The 20049-nt window shown below is 68.9% G+C and carries 16 protein-coding genes and 1 pseudogene; 4 read left to right on the top strand and 13 right to left on the bottom strand.

Annotated elements, in window-relative coordinates; genetic code table 11:
• The first annotated feature begins 249 nt into the window (after positions 1 to 249).
• A complete protein-coding gene (locus FHR32_RS15825; protein WP_184758753.1) occupies positions 250 to 1704 on the top strand; it encodes a transposase in 1455 nt (484 codons plus the stop codon).
• A gap of 40 nt (positions 1705 to 1744) precedes the next feature.
• Here FHR32_RS15825 and FHR32_RS15820 read toward each other — a convergent pair whose 3' ends face one another.
• From FHR32_RS15820 to FHR32_RS15805, 4 genes are all read right to left on the bottom strand, one after another.
• The gene (locus FHR32_RS15820) at positions 1745 to 2218 is read right to left on the bottom strand and encodes a SixA phosphatase family protein (RefSeq protein ID WP_221465425.1); all 474 of its coding nucleotides are present in this window, start codon (positions 2216 to 2218) and stop codon (positions 1745 to 1747) included.
• A gap of 213 nt (positions 2219 to 2431) precedes the next feature.
• Complete coding sequence (locus FHR32_RS15815) at positions 2432 to 4765, bottom strand: sodium-translocating pyrophosphatase (protein ID WP_184755005.1); 2334 nt, start codon at positions 4763 to 4765, stop codon at positions 2432 to 2434.
• Positions 4766 to 5197: 432 nt separating this feature from the next.
• On the bottom strand, positions 5198 to 5644 hold the full coding sequence (locus FHR32_RS15810) for an ATP-binding protein (protein WP_184755004.1): 447 nt from the start codon (positions 5642 to 5644) through the stop codon (positions 5198 to 5200).
• A gap of 2 nt (positions 5645 to 5646) precedes the next feature.
• On the bottom strand, positions 5647 to 5997 hold the full coding sequence (locus FHR32_RS15805) for an STAS domain-containing protein (protein WP_030916965.1): 351 nt from the start codon (positions 5995 to 5997) through the stop codon (positions 5647 to 5649).
• 154 nt (positions 5998 to 6151) lie between these two features.
• Between FHR32_RS15805 and FHR32_RS15800 the strand changes: the two genes are divergently transcribed.
• Entirely contained in the window at positions 6152 to 8503 is a 2352-nt protein-coding gene (locus FHR32_RS15800) for a DNA 3'-5' helicase SftH (protein WP_221465424.1), read from the top strand.
• A gap of 86 nt (positions 8504 to 8589) precedes the next feature.
• Here FHR32_RS15800 and FHR32_RS15795 read toward each other — a convergent pair.
• The 9 genes and pseudogenes from FHR32_RS15795 to FHR32_RS15755 all read right to left on the bottom strand — a co-directional run.
• Positions 8590 to 8916 (bottom strand): annotated as a pseudogene (locus FHR32_RS15795) (Rv3654c family TadE-like protein); the annotation flags it as partial.
• Positions 8913 to 9293 (bottom strand): TadE family type IV pilus minor pilin, encoded by a 381-nt coding sequence (locus FHR32_RS15790; RefSeq protein WP_184755002.1) that lies wholly within the window; start codon positions 9291 to 9293, stop codon positions 8913 to 8915. The pseudogene FHR32_RS15795 and the gene FHR32_RS15790, both read right to left, overlap by 4 nt.
• Positions 9290 to 9523 (bottom strand): DUF4244 domain-containing protein, encoded by a 234-nt coding sequence (locus FHR32_RS15785; protein ID WP_184755001.1) that lies wholly within the window; start codon positions 9521 to 9523, stop codon positions 9290 to 9292. The genes FHR32_RS15790 and FHR32_RS15785 overlap by 4 nt, the downstream gene beginning before the upstream one ends.
• 165 nt (positions 9524 to 9688) lie before the next feature.
• Positions 9689 to 10015 (bottom strand): MerR family transcriptional regulator, encoded by a 327-nt coding sequence (locus tag FHR32_RS15780; RefSeq protein WP_184755000.1) that lies wholly within the window; start codon positions 10013 to 10015, stop codon positions 9689 to 9691.
• A gap of 665 nt (positions 10016 to 10680) precedes the next feature.
• The gene (locus FHR32_RS15775; RefSeq protein WP_246466163.1) at positions 10681 to 11481 is read right to left on the bottom strand and encodes a type II secretion system F family protein; all 801 of its coding nucleotides are present in this window, start codon (positions 11479 to 11481) and stop codon (positions 10681 to 10683) included.
• A gap of 44 nt (positions 11482 to 11525) precedes the next feature.
• Positions 11526 to 12230: a type II secretion system F family protein gene (locus tag FHR32_RS15770; RefSeq protein ID WP_184754999.1), complete on the bottom strand. Its 705-nt coding sequence runs from the start codon at positions 12228 to 12230 to the stop codon at positions 11526 to 11528.
• Positions 12227 to 13540 carry a TadA family conjugal transfer-associated ATPase gene (locus tag FHR32_RS15765; RefSeq protein ID WP_246466162.1) on the bottom strand — a complete coding sequence of 438 codons (1314 nt, stop codon included), beginning with the start codon at positions 13538 to 13540 and terminating at the stop codon, positions 12227 to 12229. The genes FHR32_RS15770 and FHR32_RS15765 overlap by 4 nt, the downstream gene beginning before the upstream one ends.
• Positions 13537 to 14583: a septum site-determining protein Ssd gene (ssd, locus tag FHR32_RS15760; protein WP_184754998.1), complete on the bottom strand. Its 1047-nt coding sequence runs from the start codon at positions 14581 to 14583 to the stop codon at positions 13537 to 13539. Before ssd ends, FHR32_RS15765 begins: the two co-directional genes overlap by 4 nt.
• A 968-nt stretch (positions 14584 to 15551) precedes the next feature.
• Positions 15552 to 16325, bottom strand: coding sequence for a Fic family protein (locus FHR32_RS15755; RefSeq protein WP_184754997.1), 774 nt, complete (start codon positions 16323 to 16325; stop codon positions 15552 to 15554).
• A 335-nt stretch (positions 16326 to 16660) separates the two neighbouring features.
• Between FHR32_RS15755 and acs the strand changes: the two genes are divergently transcribed.
• Both acs and nhaA read left to right on the top strand, forming a co-directional pair.
• Entirely contained in the window at positions 16661 to 18646 is a 1986-nt protein-coding gene (acs, locus tag FHR32_RS15750; protein ID WP_184754996.1) for an acetate--CoA ligase, read from the top strand.
• Positions 18647 to 18817: 171 nt separating this feature from the next.
• Positions 18818 to 20044, top strand: coding sequence for a Na+/H+ antiporter NhaA (gene nhaA / locus FHR32_RS15745; RefSeq protein WP_184754995.1), 1227 nt, complete (start codon positions 18818 to 18820; stop codon positions 20042 to 20044).
• Positions 20045 to 20049: the final 5 nt, after the last annotated feature.

Raw genomic sequence — 20049 nt, 5'->3', positions numbered from 1 at the left:
ACCCTCCGAGGTCGTCAGGACGGGGATGGCACCTTTCTGCCCATCTTCGGAATACTTAGCTTGCGATTTAAGCAGGTCCGGGTGTTGGTGCAGTCTGGGGCAGATAGCGGCCGATAGTAGGACTATTGCGACATGGCGGGATGCACCGGAATGTAACCGTCGTGGTACGGCGTGTCGCGCCCAAGAGAGCGGCCACCATCTCCATCTTCGGTGTTGTCAAGACGCCGGAGACCCGAGAGGTGGCCGCAGATGCCGACTATCGCAGCAGCGCGCGAGGTGACGGAGCACATTGGGGCATCCGGTCGGTCACATCTTCGTCCCCTGATCGATTTCCGGGCCGGCCTCCACCGGCTCTTGTGGCGCCGGGCGGACGCGTTGTTCGAGCTCACCGATGCGTTGCTGTGCGCGCAGGGGCCGGTGCGCTCGCCGGTGGAGTTGTCGATGGAGCCGGAGTTCCGCCGCGGGCACGGCTCGGTCTACGCCGCTTTGGATCAGGGCCGGATCGACGCGGGCGGGCTGCGGCGCCTGCTGCTCGGGGTGTCTGCCGCGGCCCGGCCGGGCGAGCCGTTGATGTTCGCGCTGGACATCACGCCGGACGCGCGGCCCGACGCCGAATATGCCGACGAGCGGGTGATGGTGCAGGTACGCGGCAAGGGCGGCGACAAGTTCCTGCCCGGCTGGCCCTACAGCCTGCTGGTGGGTGTGCAGTGGGGAGACTCCTCATGGGTGGACCCGATCGAGGCGCGCCGGCTGCGGCCGAGCCAGGAGCACACCGATGTCACCATCGAGCAGATCACCGGCCTGCTGGCGGACCTGGAGTCGACCGGCCGGCTCACCGGGGGCGATCCGCCGCCGCTGATCATGCTGGACGCCGGGAACTACGCCACCGACATCTCCCACGCGCTGACCGGTCGGCACGTTCAGGTCCTGGTTCGGCTGCGCGCCACCCGCGTCTTCTACGCCGACCCCGAACCCCGGCGACCTGGCGAAATGGGCGCGGGTAAGCGTCACGGCCAGGAGTTCTCCTGCTCGGATGCGGCCAAGCGGTATGCCCCGGACATCGACCTGGCCGCAGGATCGGCCCGGTACGGCACCGTGAGGGTACGCGCGTGGAAGGGCCTGCATCAAAAGCTCACCCGCACCGGTCGCTGGGCCGGTCACCCCGCCGATGAGCGGCTGCCCATCGTGCGCGGTACCGTCCTGCAGATCGTCGTGGACCGGCTGCCCGACGGCCGCAAGCCCACCAAAGATCTCTGGCTGTGGCATGCCGGGCCCGTCGAGGTCGATCTGGATCTGGTGGATCTGCTGTGGAAGGCCTACCTGCGTCGCTTCGACCAAGAGCATTTCCACCGGTTCGCCAAGGTCTACCTGGGCATGGCCCGCGCCCACCTTTCCTCCGCGCAGGCCACCGACCGCTGGATGCATCTGATCATGGCCGCCTACGCCCAACTCCGGCTGGCCAGCCCGCACGTCGATGACCTGCGCCGCCCCTGGCATCCACGCCCCGAACCGGGAAGGCCGCTCAGCCCGTACCGGGTCCGCCTCGGCTTTCGCCGTCTCCGTGCGAAATTGGGGACGCCCGCCGGCTCGCCGAAACTCACCCGACCCGGACCCGGACGCCCAAAAGGATCAAGGAACCGGCCGAAGGACAAGCGTCCGCCCTACCGAAAGACCGTAACGACCGGCAACGAACACCGAGAGTGACGTTAAATCGCAAGCTTAGTGCTTCTCGCGCCTCGAGCGCTCAGTCATCTTTCGGGCTCCAGCGGGAGACGCCGCGTCCGGCGTCGAATTCGGCCCACTCGCCCTCCGCCTCGATCACGGCGAACGCGCCGGGCGGGAAGCCTGAGTCGCCGTCCCTCGCGGTGAGGCCCATGACCAGCTCGTGGACCCCGGGATTGTGGCCGACCAGGGCCAGCGTGCGGACCTCCGGAGCGCTCTGCCGGATCAGCGCGAGGAGCTCGTCGGGGTAGGCCTCGTAGATGCCCGGCTCGATCACGATGTCGGCGTCGGGCAGCGCCAGGCCCGCGGTCTGCCTGGTCCGCGTCGACGGCGAGCAGAGCACCAGGTCAGGCCGGAGATCCATACCGGTGAGCGCCTCGCCGGCCCTGCGGGCGTCGTGCTCGCCCCTCGCGGTGAGGGGGCGTTCCCGGTCGGCGAGACCCGGCACGTGGACCGCCTTGGCGTGCCGCAGCACGATCAGCGTGCGGGTCGTCATCTCGCCGCCCACATGGCGAGCCCCACGATCACCGCGAACACCGCGGCCATCGCCAGCAGGATGAGTACGAGTGTCTTGCCTCCGGAGGGCTGCTGTTCCATACGGCCCAGTTTCCCACCGGGGGGCCTCGCACACGCGAAAGGGGTGCACGGCCTCGTGCACCCCTCCCTCTGACCTCACTCAACTCGAGACGGGCTCGCGCCCGTTTCTCGCTCAGTTCGAGACGGGCTCGCGCTCGCGCTCGGCGTTGTTCTCCTCCGTCGGGGCGATGCTCGCCGAACGACGCTTGGAGATGACCACCGCGGCGACGACGACGCCGACCGCGACCACGGTGACGCCGATCCGCAGCAGCCCGTTGTCGGCGTAGGTCACCACGGCCGGAGCGATCAGCAGCGCCACCAGGTTCATCACCTTCAGCAGCGGGTTGATCGCCGGACCCGCGGTGTCCTTGAACGGGTCACCGACGGTGTCACCGATGATGGTCGCCTCATGGGCCGATGAGCCCTTGCCTCCGTGGTGGCCGTCCTCGACCAGCTTCTTGGCGTTGTCCCAGGCGCCGCCGGAGTTGGCCAGGAAGACCGCCATCAGCGTTCCGCAGGCGATGGCACCGGCGAGGAACGCCCCGAGCGGCGCGTATCCAAGGGCGAAGCCGACCGCGATCGGGGTGAGTACGGCGAGCAGACCCGGCGTGGCCAGCTCCCGCAACGAGTCACGGGTGCAGATGTCGACGACCCTGCCGTAGTCGGGCAGCTCCGTGCCGGCCATGATCCCCGGCTTGGTGCGGAACTGCTCGCGCACCTCGAAGACCACCCGCCCGGCCGCCCGGCCGACCGCCATGATGGCCAGGCCGGAGAACATGAACACCACCGCCGCGCCGACGATCAGCCCGACCAGCACGTTCGGGGAGTCGACGCTCAGGCTGAACGTGCTGAAGGAGCCCAGCGCGTCCTTGACACCCGCGGACGCCTTGGCGAGCTGGGTCTCGATCGCCGTCCGGAAGGCGCCGAACAGCGCCGTCGCGGCGAGCACGGCCGTCGCGATCGCGATGCCCTTGGTGATGGCCTTGGTGGTGTTGCCCACGGCGTCCAGCGACGTGAGCACCCGGGCACCCTCCCCGTCGACGTCCCCGGACATCTCGGCGATGCCCTGGGCGTTGTCGGAGACCGGGCCGAAGGTGTCCATCGACACGATCACGCCGACCGTGGTCAGCAGGCCGGTGCCCGCCAGGGCGACGGCGAACAGGGCGATGGTGACGTTGCCGAAGCCCAGCAGGAACGCCCCGTAGACGGCCGCACCGATGACCAGCGCCGAGTAGACCGCCGACTCCAGGCCGACGCTGATGCCGGACAGGATGACCGTGGCGGGGCCGGTGCGGGCGCTCTCCCCGATGTCCCGCACCGGACGGCGGTTCGTCTCGGTGAAGTAGCCGGTGAGGACCTGGATGACACTGGCCAGCACCAAACCGATGAGCACCGCCCCGACGGCGATCAGGCGCGGGTCGGAGGTGATCCCGGCGATCTCCGGGCTCACCCCGGTCAGGCCCGCGAAGCTGCTCGGCAGGTAGAAGAAGGCGGCCCCGGCGACGAGGACCGCCGAGATCACCGCGGAGATGAAGAAACCGCGGTTGATCGCGGCCATGCCGGAGCGGTCGCCACTGCGCGGAGCGGTGGCGAAGATGCCGATGATGGCGGTGATCACACCGATCATCGGCACGATCAGCGGGAACACCAGGCCTTCGGTGCCGAACGCCACCCTGCCCAGGATCAGGCTGGCCACCAGCATGACCGCGTAGGACTCGAACAGGTCGGCGGCCATGCCCGCGCAGTCGCCGACGTTGTCGCCCACGTTGTCGGCGATGGTGGCGGCGTTGCGCGGGTCGTCTTCGGGGATGCCCTGCTCGACCTTGCCGACCAGGTCGGCGCCGACGTCGGCGGCCTTGGTGAAGATGCCGCCGCCGACCCGCATGAACATGGCGAGCAGAGCGGCGCCGAAACCGAAGCCCTCCAGAACCGCGGGGGCGTCGCCACCGTAGAGGATCACCACGATGGCGGCGCCGAGCAGGCCGAGGCCGACGGTGATCATGCCGGCCACGCCACCGGTGCGGAAGGCGATCCGCATCGCGACCTTTTCGCCCGACTCACGTGCGGCCGCGGCGACGCGGACGTTTCCGCGGACCGCGAGCCACATGCCGATGAAGCCGGTCAGTGCGGAGAAAACCGCGCCGACCACGAAGAAGACCGATCGACCGATGGCCACACCGGTCGACTCGGCAGGGAGTAGATAGAGCAAGAAAGGGATCAGAACGACGAATACCGCGAGCGTCCGGAACTGCCGCGCCAGGTACGCGGAGGCCCCTTCCTGTACGGCACGCGCGATGTTCTGCATACGCTCGGTGCCTTGGTCGGCGGCGAGCACCTCCCGCACGAGCACGGCCGCGACGGCGAGTGCGAGCAAGGCCACAACGGCCACGACGATCACAATGGTGAAATGGGAACCGCTCAGGGATACCGCTGGCTCTTCGGCAACGGCTAGGTGGAGTACAGACATCCGACTCTCCTCGGCAAGACGGGAACACGTCCTGCCCGGAGTGCGCTGCACGGTGGATGTGGTCGGCTGACAGAGCGGCGCACTCCGGGTATTGGCAGTGCCGCTTCCGGTTGCGTCCGCAGACTTCCCACGGAGGCGAGCCCGTTCATGGGCCGTTCCGAGGGACAAACCTTGGCCGGTTCCGGGAGTCTACGCAGCCACGACGTGGATATGAAGCCTCTGTACGCGGTCAATTAACGCCCCGCCCGGTAATCGGTCTCGAACAGCCCGCTTACAAGGCCATTCGGACGGAGGCCCCGGATCCTAAACTCACGTTTCCCCTTGATTTCGGGCAGCAGATATCAAATTTATGTTTGACCGAAAATACGCATCCCCCATGCGGACGGCCGGGCGCGTCCAGTGGACGCGCCCGGCCGTCTGGGCTCTCTGCTGTCAGCCCGGATACAGGCCGTTGGTCGCCGCGGGCCAGCTCATGCGGATGCGCATGCCTTTCTGACTCGGGTAGACCTGGACGTCGTCGGCCAGTCCCACGATGACCGCGATGCCGAAACCGGACATCAGCGTATCGGGAAGCTGTCCGAGCGGATCGTCGATCCGTGACAGCTCGCGTTCCTGCTCCAGCTCATCACTCGGGGCGGAGTCGGTGACAGTCACCTCGAACCGCCCCAGATCATCACGTAGCTCGATGCGGATCGGCTCTCCCGGACAGTGGAGGCGGTGCGCCTCGACGGCTCGGGAGCACGCCTCACCGACGGCGAGCCGCACCTCGTCCAGCAGCGACTCCGCCACACCGGCGCGCCTGGCGATCGCCGTGGCGACCAGGCGTGCCGTGCGCACGTGCGCGGGGAGAGCGCTGAACGTCAGCTCGACGGTAGCCACGACTACTTGTCTCGACCGTGGGCTTCCTTGGCCTCATCCACCGAGGCGTAGATCCCGAAGACCTTGGTCAGCCCAGTGATCCGGAAAATCTTCAGGATGCGCTCCTGGGTGCAGACCAGCTCCAGTGAGCCGTCGTGCGCCCGAACTCGCTTGAGCCCGCCGACCAGGACACCAAGGCCCGTTGAGTCAAGGAAGTCGACCTTCTCCATGTTGACCAGGAGGTGGAAGTTCCCCTTGTTGACCAGATCGATCAGGAGCTCACGCAATCTGGGCGCGGTGTAGACATCGATCTCACCCTCGACCTCAACGATGGTGAGACGGTCCTCGGAATGGTGGTCCAACTTCAGATCCACAGATCCTCCAGCGCCTTGCCTGCGAAAGTACCGATTCAGGCGTGACTCCTGGGGCCGGGTGGCCCCCAGACGACAAGCCCCGACGCGCGGCATTCAACCATGCGTACGCTCAGTGTCTATACGAAATCACGATTCCCGGCGACTCTGCCCACAGATGCCAGACTGGAAACCAGTGACTCCGCTCTCATCCTCCTCGATCCGGGCCGGTGACGCGCTCGCCTACCTGCTCGGCGTTTCCGCACGTCGCGAACGCGTGACTCACGTGGAGCACGTTCCAGCACGTCAGGCGGGTCAAGTCCGCTGGCCGGACTGGGTTCACGAGAGCCTGGTTACGCGCTGGGCGAACCACGGGATTTCGGGCCTGTGGCCACATCAGGCCGAAGCAGCCGAACTCCTTCATCGTGGTCGAAACGTGATCATTGCCACAGGGACCGCCTCGGGCAAATCCCTTTCCTACCTGGTCCCGGCCCTCTCCACGGTGCTGGAAGGGGGCACGATCCTTTACCTCACGCCTACCAAGGCGCTGGCCGCCGACCAGCTCCGCGCCCTGAACGAGTTGGACGTCCCCGAGCTCCGCGCGGCCACCTTCGACGGCGACACCTCCTTCGAGGAACGGGCCTGGGTCCGCAAGCACGCCAACTACGTCCTCACCAACCCGGACATGCTCCACCGCACCCTCCTTCCTCGTCACTCTCAGTGGTCGTCCTTCTGGCGACGGCTGCGGATGGTCGTCGTGGACGAATGTCATGGCTATCGGGGTGTGTTCGGCTCCCACGTGGCCCAGATCCTGCGCCGTCTGCGCCGGATCTGCACGAGGTACGGATCCAGCCCGACCTTCCTGCTCTCCTCTGCCACGGCCAGCGAACCCGGGACCTTCGCGACGCGTCTGACCGGCCTCCAGATGGCCGAGGTGACCGCGGACGCCTCACCCCGGGGAGCGACCACCTTCGCCCTGTGGGAGCCTCCCCTGACCGATCTGCGCGGCGAGGGCGGCGCCCCCGTCCGTCGTCCCGCGACAGCCGAGAGTGCCGACCTCCTCGCGGATCTGATGATCGCCGACGTCCGCACCCTGGCATTCGTCCGCTCCCGCCGTGCCGCCGAGGCCGTGGCCCTCACCACCCGGGCGAAACTTCAGGACCTCGTGGTCGACGTGGGGGCGCCGGGAGACCTGCCGGACAAGGTGGCGGCCTACCGCGCCGGGTATCTGGCGGAGGACCGCCGGGGGCTGGAGAAGGCGTTCCGGTCGGGCGACCTGCTCGGACTGGCGACGACGAACGCGCTGGAACTCGGCGTCGACGTGTCCGGGCTGGACGCCGTGCTCATCGCAGGTTGGCCGGGAACCCGGGCATCACTCTGGCAGCAGGCAGGACGGGCTGGACGCGCCGGGCAGGACGCCCTGGCGGTGTTGGTCGCCAGGGACGATCCGCTGGACACATATCTGGTGCACCATCCCGAGGCACTGTTCGGCCGGCCCGTCGAGGCGATCGTGCTCGATCCCGACAATCCCTATGTGCTGGGTCCGCATCTGTGCGCCGCCGCCTCCGAGATCCCGCTCTCCCGGGACGAACTGGAGATCTTCGGCCCGACCATCAAGGAGGTGCTCGCCGACCTCGTCAGAGACGGCCTGCTCAGAGAGCGTGCCGCCGGCTGGTTCTGGACCAGCCGGGAACGGGCCACCGACCTAGCCGACATCCGAGGGGCGGGCGGCGCGCCGGTCCAGGTCGTGGAGGTGTCCACCGGTCGGCTGCTCGGCACGGTGGACGAACCCTCAGCCCACACGAGCGTGCACACCGGTGCCGTCTACGTCCATCAGGGGGAGACGTATCTGGTCGTCGAGCTCGATCTGCAGGCGGGTGTCGCTCTCGTCGAGGCCGAAACCCCCGACTACACGACCTTCGCCAGAGACGTCACCGACGTCTCGGTCCTTGAGTCCCTCCGCTCTCATCCGCTCGGCCCGGGAGAACTCCACTTCGGCTCGGTGGAGGTCACCCGGCAGGTCGTGTCCTACATCAAGCGCCGCGCTCAGAGCGGCGAACTCCTCGGCGACGAGCCTCTCGATCTGCCCCCGCGCACGTTGCGCACCCGCGCGGTGTGGTGGACGTTGCCCACCTCCGAGATCACCTCTCTGGTCGAGGACGGTCTGGACCTGGGCGGGGCCGCGCACGCGGCGGAGCACGCCTCCATCGGCCTGCTGCCGCTCTTCGCGACCTGTGACCGCTGGGACATCGGTGGCGTCTCCACCGAACTGCACCCCGACACCGGGCTGCTCACCGTCTTCGTCTACGACGGCCACGAGGGCGGCGCGGGCTTCGCCGAACGTGGCTATGCCCGCGCCCTCGACTGGCTCACGGCCACCCGTGAGGCCATCGCCTCCTGCGAGTGCGAACGCGGCTGCCCCTCCTGCATCCAGTCACCCAAGTGCGGCAACGGCAACGAACCGCTGGACAAGGCGGGCGCCCTCCGCCTCCTCGCCGTGCTGCTCTCCGCCGACCCGCGCGAAACGTGATCGAAGGACGCGGGATCGAAGGACGCGGGATCGAAGGACGCGGGATCGAAGGACGCGGGATCGGCGATATGCACGGGTCCCGCACGTGCTTCGGCGGTGATCTTCCGCGCACCCACCACAGGCAGCGAGAGCCACACGGCCACCTGGACGTCGGCGGTGCCGTCACCGTGAACGGTGCATCGCGTGATCCGCGCTCCGTTGCCGACGGCCAGCGAGGCCGCCTCGGTGCATCCACGATCCGGGGCGGCGAGGGCCAATCGGGCAGCGGCGAGCGCGCTCAGGTCGGCGGCACTCTGTGCCCGGTGGCGGGCCACCCTCGCCGTGCCGGTGAACACGACCGCCACGGCCACCGCGAAGATCAGGGCGATGAGTGCGGCTGTCCAGATCGTCGCCGACCCCCGGTCCCCCTTCATGGTCCGGCTCCCGGCTCGGTGGCGGAGACCGCGGTCGCGCGGACGGTGACGCTCGGCAGCGAGACGCCCCAGCGGGGCCTGACAAGCGCGGACACCTCCACCCGGGTCGTCTCCGCGCTCCGGGACACCACGACATGCGCACCCGCCGGGGCGGCCGAGCGGACACCACCCCGCACCTGCTCCAGCGACTCGCCTCGTGACGCGGCCCGAGCTCCCGCTCGGGCCGCGTCCACACATTCCAGCTGGGCCCCGACCGCCGCCACCGCCCACAGGGCGGCGGCCAGCATCACCACGAGCGCAGGCAGGACCACGGCGGTCTCCGCGGTGACCGACCCCCTCGATCGGCGGGCAGGGTCGCCCGGCCCCGTGGAGGTCATCCGGCCACATTCAGTGCTCGGTTGATCAGACCTGAGATCATCTGCTGGACCTCGGAACTCGTCACCACCTTGAAGAGCAGGGCGGCGAAGGCGCAGGCGGCGATCGTGCCGACCGCGTATTCAGCGGTGGACATGCCCCGATCGCGGCCCGTTTCTGCGGCCAGCAGCGCCCAACGGGCACGCAGCCACCGCAACCTGTCACGTCGGACGCCGCCGGTCGATCGAGCCATCGTTTCCTCCTGGAAATCCCGCCGGGTCGGACACCCGGCATCTGTTGGTTGAGATTTCCTTAAGGACCCCTGGCCCTGTGGACACGAACGGCATTCTGTGGATTCAGTCCGCCGCCTGTGGACAACGATGGGCCGCGGTTGCCGGGAAAATCCTGGCGACCGTGGTCACGCTGATCTGTCGCGTTCCGTCAGCTCGGCGTTGAGCCGCAGCGCCTCCGCCAATTGATCTTCCAAAACGATGATGCGGCAGGCAGATTCCAGAGCGGTGCCCTGATCGACCAGTTCGCGCGCGCGAGCGGCCAGGCGGAGCTGGTAACGGGAATAGCGGCGATGACCGCCGCCCGACCGCTGAGGCTCGATCAGTTTCGCCGCGCCCAGGCTACGCAGAAACGCGGGAGTGACGTCGAGGATTTCGGCGGCGCGGCCCATGGAGTAAGCCGGATAGTCATCGTCGTCGAACTTGTCGGCCGAAGCCGGAGGAACCCGCCCCATCACACCTTCCGAGAGAACATCGCAAGAACACGGACAAGGGCCCCGATGCCTGTAAGCACCGGGGCCCAGAGAGTTTCAACACCGTCCACCGACTGTCACGTCGGCTTTTCGGCTTCGGTCGCCTCCTCCGTATGGGCAGCGCGTCTGGATCGCATATGTGCAACCGGAGATCACCTTCCATTCCGTGGCAGCCAAGGCACTCGCGCGATGACAGCGCATCCACTGCGAGCGATCTTGATGACCGCTGAACCTCTCCTTCCTCTTATTCGAATGCCGGCCATTCTTCCTGCTGCGGCCTGATGGCCGCTCGACGGCCCGTCGCCCCGCCGGAGCCCTTTCACCACTCCGGCTCCGTCAGGCCCGACAGGGTCGCTCGTCTTCCACGGCAGGTCACCCCGCCGTGCTGGTCTTCATGTTCTATAAGTCAAATATTAGTCGCCCGACTCAGGAATGTCTACAGTCTCAACGACAGATTTTGACAATTTGCAGCATCAGAAAATTTGCATCGCATGGAGCATGTCCATCAACATGTCGCACCGCCGGCGCCCGTCACGAGGTCAGCCCCTTCCCATCGGGGCCTCCTGAAGACTCCCGGCGCACTGTCCACAGGCTCCGCGCTTCCTTGTGGACAACCTGGGGACAGCCGGGAAGATCCTGTGGATAACTCAGGGGAGCAGCACGTCACCGGCGAGACCGGCGACCACGGGGACGATGCCGAGAAAGACGAAGGCCGGCAGGAAACAGAGCCCCAGCGGAGCGACGGCCTGAACCCCGACCCGCCGGGCTGCCGCCGACGACATGGCGCGTGCCGCGTGCCGGGAGTCGTCGGACAGCCTGGTGAGAACATCGGCCACCGGGGCGCCGCTGAGTGCGGCCCGGCTCATGGCGCGGGCCATCGGAGCCAATGCGCGGTCGGCCGCAAGGGCCTGCCAGGTGTCCTCTGGCGCGGCGCCCAGTCTGAGCTGCACGCTCACCCAGGCCAGCCGATCACCGAGTGGCCCGCCGATCGCCTCGACGGTGACGTCGATGGCCCCCGCGACCGGCTGACCGGCACGCATGCAGGCGGCCATGAGGTCGGCCGCCAGCGGGAGGTCCGCCGCCACCCGGCCGTGTTCCCTGCGCGAACGGAGCGGCTCTCGTCGCTGGACGGCCATCAGTGTGACGGCGGAGCCGACCATTCCCACGCAGACGCCTGGCACTCCACCGACAACGAGGAACGCCATCAGCCCGATGGCGATCGAGAGCATCGCCTCTCCCCGGCTCGGCCATCGCTTTTCCCGTGAATCACGGGCTCCCCTCAGATGGGGGAAGAACGAGGGCTCCCGTACTTTCGGCATCGCCGGAACCGCCGGGGCCGGAGGGGACGGCAGCAGCCGAACCCGCCGCAGTCGCCGAGCAGGATCAACCGGTGAGGCCCACAGCCATCCGGCGAGTCCGGCGAGCGCACCGGCAAGCAGAGTGATCATTAGCTCCATCCTCCGATCAACAGGTCACCGGCCGGGCACAGCGATCAGGACTGCCGCGCGCGGGTGACCAGGTGATGCGTCCACCACAGACCACAGCCGTCGAGTGCGAGGCCGAGTGCCAGGCAGGCCGCACCCACCGGACTGCCGAACAGGAAGTGCAGCGGGCGCATGCCCAGACCCGCCGCCATCAACAGGCCGAGCGCCGGCAGCCCGGCCAGCAGGCGGGCGGTGGCGCGCGGACCGGCGAGCTGCCCGGCGACATCCTGACGGTGAGCCTGGGCTTCCCGGAGAGAAGCGGCCACGCGATCGACCAGAACGGACAGAGCCGCCCCGACGGTCACACTGACCTGCCAGCAGGCGGCCAGCCGCCGGAAGGCCTCACCTCCCTGCTCCGGCGCCGCTGCCAGCAGCGCGGCCGGGACGTCACCGCCGTCCCTCGCCGCGGCGATCAATGGCCTCAGCGCCACCGGATCGGGAAAGCCCGCAGCCGACACCGCCCGGGCCAGTGCCTCACCTGCCGTCCGGCCGGCGGCCAACTCGGCCGCGAGTCCCTGGCACAGCTCGATCGACGCGGCCCGCCAGGCGGCCGCACGTTTGGAAGGCCGCGACCGGCCGGCGATCCTCGCTCTCAGCGGACGGGACCCGCCCCGAGAGCGGTGCCGCATGCGCCGCAGCCGGGCCGTTCCCGGATCGGGCCCGGCCCACAGCCAGACAGCCAGGGTGGCGAGGAGCACGGCCACCGCCGTCATGGCAGTGCTCCGACGACACCCGGGGAGGAACTGCCCGGAGACAAACATGTCGTGGCGGAACCTTCCGAGCGCTCGTGGCGACGGCCCGGCCGGGCGGGCCCGCATGGGCCACGCACAGAGCCGGAGAAGGCGGAGAGGCCGGGGGCTCGCGCCATCAGGGCGGCGAATCCCGGGCCGGTGGTCGCACAGCCGTCCGGGGAGAAGACGAGGGCGGGTTCGGCCTCGACCAGACCTGAGGGACGGCGGGTCATCATGCAGATCTCAGCGACCCGGCGGCGGCCGTCGGCATGGTCGCGGGTCAGGTGGATGACAGCGTCCAGAGCCGCGGCGATCTGGCTGTGAACCGCCTCCCGGCTGAGACCGGCGGCGCAGGCCAGGGCCTCCAGCCGGGGTGGCACGTCGGTCGCGGTGTTGGCGTGAAGGGTGCCACACCCTCCCTCGTGGCCGGTGTTGAGAGCGGCGAGAAGATCGACGACTTCCGCTCCCCTGACCTCTCCGACGACGAGACGGTCGGGGCGCATGCGCAGGGCCTGACGGACGAGATCACGCAGACAGACGCCGCCCGCCCCCTCGAGGTTGGCCGGACGGGACTCCAGGCGCACGACATGGGGGTGGATCGGTCTCAGCTCGGCCGAATCCTCGACCAGCAGCAGCCGATCGCCGGGGTCGGCCAGGGAGAGCAGGGCCGACAGCAGGGTCGTCTTTCCTGTGCCTGTGCCACCGGTGACGAGGAAGGCGAGCCGTGACTCGATGACCGCGGTGAGCACGGGGACGGTGTCGGTCCTGATCGTGCCGGCTCCGACCAGGTCGGGGAGGGTGAAGGTGCGGCGAGGAGGAAGCCGCAGGGACAGGCAGGTGCCACCGGCCGCCACCGGCGGCAGGACGGCGTGAAGCCGGACGCCTCCGGCCAGCCGTGCGTCGACGTAGGGGGAAGCGTCGTCAAGACGCCTGCCCGCCGCGGAGGCAAGGCGCTGGGCGAGCCGCCGGACCGCCTCCTCCCCGGGGAACGCGACCGAGGTCCGGCGCAGACCATGACCGTCGTCGACCCACACCTCGCGCGGACCGTTCACCAGCACATCGGTGACCTCGGGCTCGGCGAGCAGCGGCTCCAGCGGGCCCGCGCCGATCAGATCGGCACACAGGACACGGGCCACAGCCAGGATCTCCGCGTCGCCGAGCACCGCCCGCTCCGCCCGGAGCGCGACCGCGACGTGCGCGGCGCTGGGTTCGACCCCGGCCCGGGCCAGCCGTACGCGGACCGCTTCGACCAGTTCGGATGAGACCGCGGTCGCGATGGCAGGCTGCCTCATGTCTCCGGCCCGAGCGTCGAGTGCAGGAACGAGGCGCAGAACCGGCCGAGGGGGGTCCGGCGTCCGAGTGGAGGGACGTCGCCACGGCTGAGAGCGGCGGTGAGGCGTGGCTGATCGGGGAGGGCGCCGGCGTACGAAACGTTGAGCGAGGTCGTGACCACCTCGTCGTCCAGGACACCGCTACGCACGACGGCCCGCACATCACCGGTGTGCCTGCGCAGCCCGGCGAGCACCTGCGCCGCGGCGAGCACTCCGCGGACGTCGGCGGTGACGACCAGCAAAGTGATGGATGCCCTGCTCAGCGCCTCGGCAGCGGCGCTGTCGGGGTGGCGTGGCAGATCGACGACCACCAGGTCAAAGCCTCGTCGACCGGCTTCGAGGACCGAACGCATCGCCTCGGCCGGAATGGGCTCGACCTCGCCGCGGTGGAAGGAGAGCAGGGTCAACTCGGCGATGGTGGGCAGAGCGGCCTGAAGCGCGGTGAAGCTGACCCGGCCCTCACGGGCGACCAGGTCGGACCAGCGTGCTCCGTCGGCCTCCTCTTGGCCGAGAAGCAGATCCAGGCCGCCGCCGAGCGGATCGGCGTCGACGAGGAGGGTGCGGAGGCGCTGCCGGGAGGCGCTCAGTGCCAGTGAGGTGGCCAGGACGCTGGCACCGGCTCCCCCGCGTCCACCGGCGACGCACACCACAAGCCCCGCTCTGGCCGCCGGCTCCACGACGTCGGCGAACTCGTCGACGAGCCGTCGCTCTTCCGAGGGCAACTCCAGCACGGCCTGGGCACCGACCGTGACGCATTTTCGCCAGGTGTCAGGCTCTTCGGGGGTGCGGGTGACCAGGATGACGCGATGCCTGGGCGGGGGCCCGGTGGCGGCCAGGGCATCGGCCATGTCACTGCCGACGACGACCAGGGGGGCTCGGTTCCAGTAGGGCCGGGCGTGTGCGGGCACATGCGCGACGTCAAGCTCTGCTCCGGCCGCGGCGGCAACGCGGAGCAGGTCGTCAAGCAGGTCGTGGTCCTCGGTGATGACCAACGGGCGGTCCAAGGGTGCCTCCCTGAGGTGGGGAGTGCCCACTTTCCGGGAGGACTCGCCTTGACGAGGTCGCCGAACGACGTTCTGTGGAGAACCGGGAGAGGGCCGTCGTCGCCTGGGGACAACCGCCGGACGGATCCCGCCATGGCGAGCTGTACCGGGGCGTGGCCGGACCGGCCTGGAAAAGTGGCGACCCCCGCTGGGGGGGGTAGCGGGGGTCGCCAGCCGGTCCGGCTCTGGGGGGGTAGAGCCGGACCCGTTTCAGAAGAAAGCCTTCAACAGTTCTCCCGGAGTATGGCATGGGATAGCGGTGCCAACCCGTGCACAGTCACTCCAGTAGGGAGATACCACCTCATGCTGCCCGATCAACTTGAGTTACGTCGAGGAGTAATCCCCGATTTCTGCTAACTTTTTTAAAGTAACGATTGAGTCGCGACGCATCGTTCAATCAAATACCGCTTAACCGACCCACTCCGATCACAGAGAGTAACCAGAGTGGGGGTCGAAGTGCCCACCCGTCCCCTGACGGGGCTTATGTGATGCATGTACCAGTTTGTCGACGAATGTCCCTTGATCTGTAAAGGTCTTGGTTTCAGGGGTTCCCATCAGCCAGGATCCGGCATAGAAAGGTCCCACGGACTCAGTTGTCCGGGCATGGCCGCCGGGCACCCACGTGCCGCCGAGCCGCGGGAGGCACCGTCGGGCCGGGCTTGTCCCGTCCCGAGGATTATTTGGTGCACGCTTGGTAACCCGGCTGGACGTGCTAGCGACGGCGCCCCACACCAGGGGCGCCGTTTGCTTGCGGCCCAGGACGCGTTTTGTGGATCTTTCCGTCCCCTGCGTCCGCCCAGACGGCCCCCTGCGTCCACCCAAGCGGCGCCCCACCCCCTTACAGCCCCTCCCTGCAGCCCCGGCCCATCTGGTCTACGGCTCAGGACGGCGAGGACGACCCGGTCTCCCCGCGGCCGGGGCGGGCCCGATCAGCCGCGCTGCATGGCCTCACAGATCGCGGTGGCCTCTCGGACACCCAGCGTGACCGCCGAGGCGCAGTGCCGCACCCACGTCGCGACCCCCTCCGGGGTGCCGTTCAGGTAGGCCCTCAGGCTCTCGCCGTATGCCGGTCCGAGTTCGAGATGGCCCAGCTCGACGACGGCCAGCGACTTCGGATCCAGGCCGAACTCCACCAGTGTCAGCCGTTCCGCCGCCCGTGCGACCATCCCGTCCGCCGACCCGAACGGCCGGAGCACCGCCAGCTCCGCGTGCACGATGGCGGCGAGCACCAGCGCGGGCGCCGTGGAGGCCCGCGTCACCAGATCGACCAGCCCGTCCACGCGGGCCACGGTCTCCTCGGGCCCCGGAGCCGCGCCCAGGCCGAGGAGGTCGGGCGCTTCGACGCCGACACGGGGACGGCCGAGATTCTCCGTGAGGCCGGCGGCGGCGAGGGTGTGCAGCCTGGCCAGCACCTGGCGCGGGGCCGCGCGCCAGGTCGGGCCGAGGCGCCCCAACTCGGCCGACACGCGCAGCGCGCCCTGGACGACGGGGTCGACGGCCTCCGGGATGGCCTCGAGCGGGATGTCCACACCCTCCAGAGCGGCGGACGCGCGGGCACCGCGCAGGGCCGACCTGGCCGAGACCTCCGGGCTCTTGCGCCGTAGCACGCGATGTCCGTAGAGACGGTCCACAGCCTTGCGCGCGTCGATGACCGCCTCGGGCACTCCGGGTAGTTCGGCGATGACAGCCAATGGGTCACTCACGGTCCCCGACCTTACCCGCCGGTCAACAAGCCCCGACCCGGCCGTCGAAAGGGGGCGGTGGACCGTTGGGCGAACACATACCGCCGTCCACCGCATCGCCGTACTAAAGCCAGTGGAACGGATTAATGCCTGCGGAATAACGTCTCCTACATTCTTATGGTGTCGAAAACACAACGGTTTAGCTGCGATTGTTACCGGATGTTAAGGCCGTTGTGAACGGTAATGACCACCTATCACCGATTGGTACAGACCTGTCTAGACCTCTTGTGGGAGGGACCTCTGGCCTGGTGAAGTGGGACACGACCAGTCGCCCAGCAGTACGTGAGGAGTGCGCAGTGGCCCCGGAGACCCCTGGTTCCGAGTCGCGTGAGACCCAGGAGACCTTGTCGAACCTGCTGAACGAGACGCGGCGGTTCGCGCCTCCTGCCGACCTGGCCGCGGCCGCGAACGTGACCGCCGACGCCTACGCCGAGGCGGAGCAGGACCGCCTGGCGTTCTGGGAGAAGCAGGCCGACCGGCTGGCCTGGTCCAGGCGCTGGGACACCACCCTTGAGTGGAACCCGCCCTTCGCCAGGTGGTTCGTCGGCGGAGAGATCAACATCGCCTACAACTGCGTCGACCGACATGTCGAGGCCGGGCGCGGCGACAAGGTCGCCTACCACTGGGAGGGCGAGCCCGAGGGCGACAGCCGTACCCTCACCTACGCGGACCTGCAGCGCGAGGTCGCCAAGGCCAGCAACGCCCTGCAGGAGCTGGGCGTCGGCAAGGGCGACCGGGTCGCCATCTACATGCCGATGATCCCCGAGCTGCCGATCACGATGCTCGCCTGCGCCCGTATCGGCGCGGTCCACTCGGTGGTGTTCGGCGGGTTCTCCTCCAGCGCCCTCAGCGGCAGGATCCAGGACGCCGACGCCAAGGTCGTGGTGACCGCCGACGGCGGCTACCGCCGGGGCGCGCCCAGCGCGCTCAAACCGACCGTGGACGAGGCGGTCAAGGAGTGCCCCGGCATCGAGCACGTCCTAGTCGTGCGCAGGACCGGGCAGGACGTGGCCCAGACCGACAAGGACGTCTGGTGGCACGACATCGTGGACCGCCAGGCGGACGTTCACGAGGCGCAGGCGCACGACGCCGAGGACCCGCTCTTCATCCTCTACACCAGTGGCACGACCGGCAGGCCCAAGGGCATCCTGCACACCACCGGCGGCTACCTGACCCAGGTCGCCTACACCCACCACGCGGTGTTCGACCTCAAGCCGGACACCGACGTCTACTGGTGCACCGCCGACATCGGCTGGGTGACCGGCCACTCCTACATCGTGTACGGCCCGCTGGCCAACGGCGCGACCAGCGTCCTCTACGAGGGCACCCCGGACACCCCGCACCGGGGGCGGTTCTGGGAGATCGTGCAGAAGTACAAGGTCACGATCCTCTACACCGCCCCGACGGCGATCCGGACCTTCATGAAGTGGGGCGACGACATCCCCGCCAAGTACGACATGTCGTCCCTGCGCATCCTGGGCAGCGTCGGTGAGCCGATCAACCCCGAGGCCTATGTCTGGTACCGCGAGCACATCGGCGGCGGCCGCTGCCCGGTCGTGGACACCTGGTGGCAGACCGAGACCGGCGGCATCATGATCAGCCCACTGCCCGGTGTCACCGCGGGCAAGCCCGGCGCGGCCATGCGCCCGCTGCCCGGCATCAGCGCCGAGGTCGTCGACGACCAGGCACAGCCCGTCGGCAACGGCGGCGGTGGTTTCCTGGTGCTCCGCGAGCCGTGGCCGTCCATGCTCCGCACGATCTGGGGCGACGACCAGCGCTACATCGACACCTACTGGTCCCGCTTCGAGGGCATGTACTTCGCCGGTGACGGCGCCAAGAAGGACATCGACGGCGACCTGTGGCTGCTCGGCCGCGTGGACGACGTCATGCTCGTCTCCGGCCACAACATCTCCACCACCGAGGTGGAGTCGGCCCTGGTCTCCCATCCGAAGGTCGCCGAGGCGGCCGTGGTCGGCGCGACCGACCCGGTGACCGGCCAGGCCATCGTGGCCTTCGTGATCCTGCGCGGCAACGCCGAGGAGGGCGCCGACATCGCCGCCGAGCTCCGCAACCACGTGGCCAAGGCCCTGGGCCCGATCGCCAAGCCGCGCCAGATCCTGGTGGTCCCTGAGCTGCCCAAGACCCGCTCGGGCAAGATCATGCGACGCCTCCTGCGCGACGTGGCGGAGAACCGCAGTGTCGGCGACGTCACCACTCTGGCCGACAGCACGGTGATGAACCTCATCTCCGAGAAGCTTCCCAGCGCCAAGAGCGACGACTGAACACCGGGCGGGAAGGCGCGGGGCCCTGACAACGGGGAATCCGCGCCTTCCCGCCTGCGGAGCCGCCCGACGTCCCGTTTGGGATGATTCGGTAGGCTCGCCATCAGGTGTGCCGGGAAGTCTGGTCGGCCAGCGGGGGAACCGACCCTCTCTGCATTTCCCGGAGGTTCCATGCCCCGCGCCGTCGAGATCTGGCCCTTCCGGCCGACCGTCCGATACACCCGCCAGCTCGCCGAGGCACTCCGCGCCGAGACCGTCGGCGGTGTCGTCATGCTGCTGGCCACGGTCGCCGCGCTGGTATGGGCCAACGTCTCCGCGGACTCCTACGAGGCGCTCCGCACCGTGAGATTCGGTCCCGGCTCCCTCCATCTCGACCTCGAGCTCTACAGATGGGTCCAGAACGGCCTGCTCACCGTCTTCTTCTTCGTCGCGGGCATCGAGGTCAAGGAGGAGTTCGTCCACGGGGAGCTCTCCAACCTCCGCAAGGCCGCGCTGCCCATCCTCGCCGCGATCGCCGGCATGATCGTCCCCGCTCTCATCTACCTCGCGGTGAGCGCCGGCGCACCGGGTGCGTCCCGTGGATGGGCCATCCCGATGGCCACCGACATCGCCTTCGCCCTCGCCGTACTGGCCGTGACGGCCAGCGCCATGCCCGCCGCGCTGCGGGCGTTCCTGCTGACCAGCGCCGTGGTGGACGATCTCGGCGCGATCACCGTCATCGCCGTCTTCTTCACCCGGCACCTCAACCTCCTGGCCCTGCTGGCCGGGGTGGCGCTCATCGTCCTGTACGGCGTGCTGCAGGCCAGGCGGGTCCGCGGACTGTGGATCTACCTGCCGCTCGCCCTCCTCTCCTGGTATTCCATCGAGATCAGCGGTGTTCACGCGACCGTCGCCGGGGTAGCGCTGGGCCTGATGACACGCGTGCACAGCGGTCCAGGCGAGGAGAGCTCCCCCGCCGAACGGGCCGACCACTACATCCGTCCCTTCTCGGCGGGCTTCGCGGTGCCCGTGTTCGCGTTCATGTCCGCGGGGGTCGTGTTCAGCGCGGAGAGCCTCGGCACGATGGTCACCGACCGCGTGGTGCTCGGCGTGATCGCCGGCCTGATCGTCGGTAAGTTCCTGGGCGTCTTCGGCGGGGCGTGGCTGGCCGTACGGCTCGGCTTGGCAAAACTGTCGGAGGAACTGCACTGGCGGGACATGGCCGCTGTATCGATACTGGCGGGGATCGGCTTCACCGTGTCCCTGCTCATCGGCAACCTGGCGTACGGCGATGATCCGGGACGGGCGAACGCGGTGACCACCGGGGTGCTCGCGGCGAGCCTCACGGCCTCGGTCCTCGCGGCGCTCCTGCTCCGGGTGCGCGTGCGCAACCACCTCAACGCGCAGGATGATGTGTGATATCG

The organism is Streptosporangium album (assembly GCF_014203795.1).
Taxonomy (GTDB): Bacteria; Actinomycetota; Actinomycetes; order Streptosporangiales; family Streptosporangiaceae; genus Streptosporangium; species Streptosporangium album.
Note: the sequence above shows the minus strand (reverse complement) of the source record. Positions and strands in the feature narration are given on the sequence as shown.

Excerpts from the sequence above, each read along its gene's own strand:
- FHR32_RS15790 (WP_184755002.1), bottom strand. The coding sequence starts at position 9,293 with ATGACCTCCACGGGGCCGGGCGACCCTGCCCGCCGATCGAGGGGGTCG.
- nhaA (WP_184754995.1), top strand. The coding sequence starts at position 18,818 with ATGCCCCGCGCCGTCGAGATCTGGCCCTTCCGGCCGACCGTCCGATAC.
- FHR32_RS15775 (WP_246466163.1), bottom strand. The coding sequence starts at position 11,481 with ATGATCACTCTGCTTGCCGGTGCGCTCGCCGGACTCGCCGGATGGCTG.
- FHR32_RS15770 (WP_184754999.1), bottom strand. The coding sequence starts at position 12,230 with ATGACGGCGGTGGCCGTGCTCCTCGCCACCCTGGCTGTCTGGCTGTGG.
- FHR32_RS15815 (WP_184755005.1), bottom strand. The coding sequence starts at position 4,765 with ATGTCTGTACTCCACCTAGCCGTTGCCGAAGAGCCAGCGGTATCCCTG.
- FHR32_RS15785 (WP_184755001.1), bottom strand. The coding sequence starts at position 9,523 with ATGGCTCGATCGACCGGCGGCGTCCGACGTGACAGGTTGCGGTGGCTG.
- FHR32_RS15800 (WP_221465424.1), top strand. The coding sequence starts at position 6,152 with ATGCCAGACTGGAAACCAGTGACTCCGCTCTCATCCTCCTCGATCCGG.
- FHR32_RS15825 (WP_184758753.1), top strand. The coding sequence starts at position 250 with ATGCCGACTATCGCAGCAGCGCGCGAGGTGACGGAGCACATTGGGGCA.
- FHR32_RS15765 (WP_246466162.1), bottom strand. The coding sequence starts at position 13,540 with ATGAGGCAGCCTGCCATCGCGACCGCGGTCTCATCCGAACTGGTCGAA.
- FHR32_RS15780 (WP_184755000.1), bottom strand. The coding sequence starts at position 10,015 with ATGGGGCGGGTTCCTCCGGCTTCGGCCGACAAGTTCGACGACGATGAC.
- FHR32_RS15820 (WP_221465425.1), bottom strand. The coding sequence starts at position 2,218 with ATGACGACCCGCACGCTGATCGTGCTGCGGCACGCCAAGGCGGTCCAC.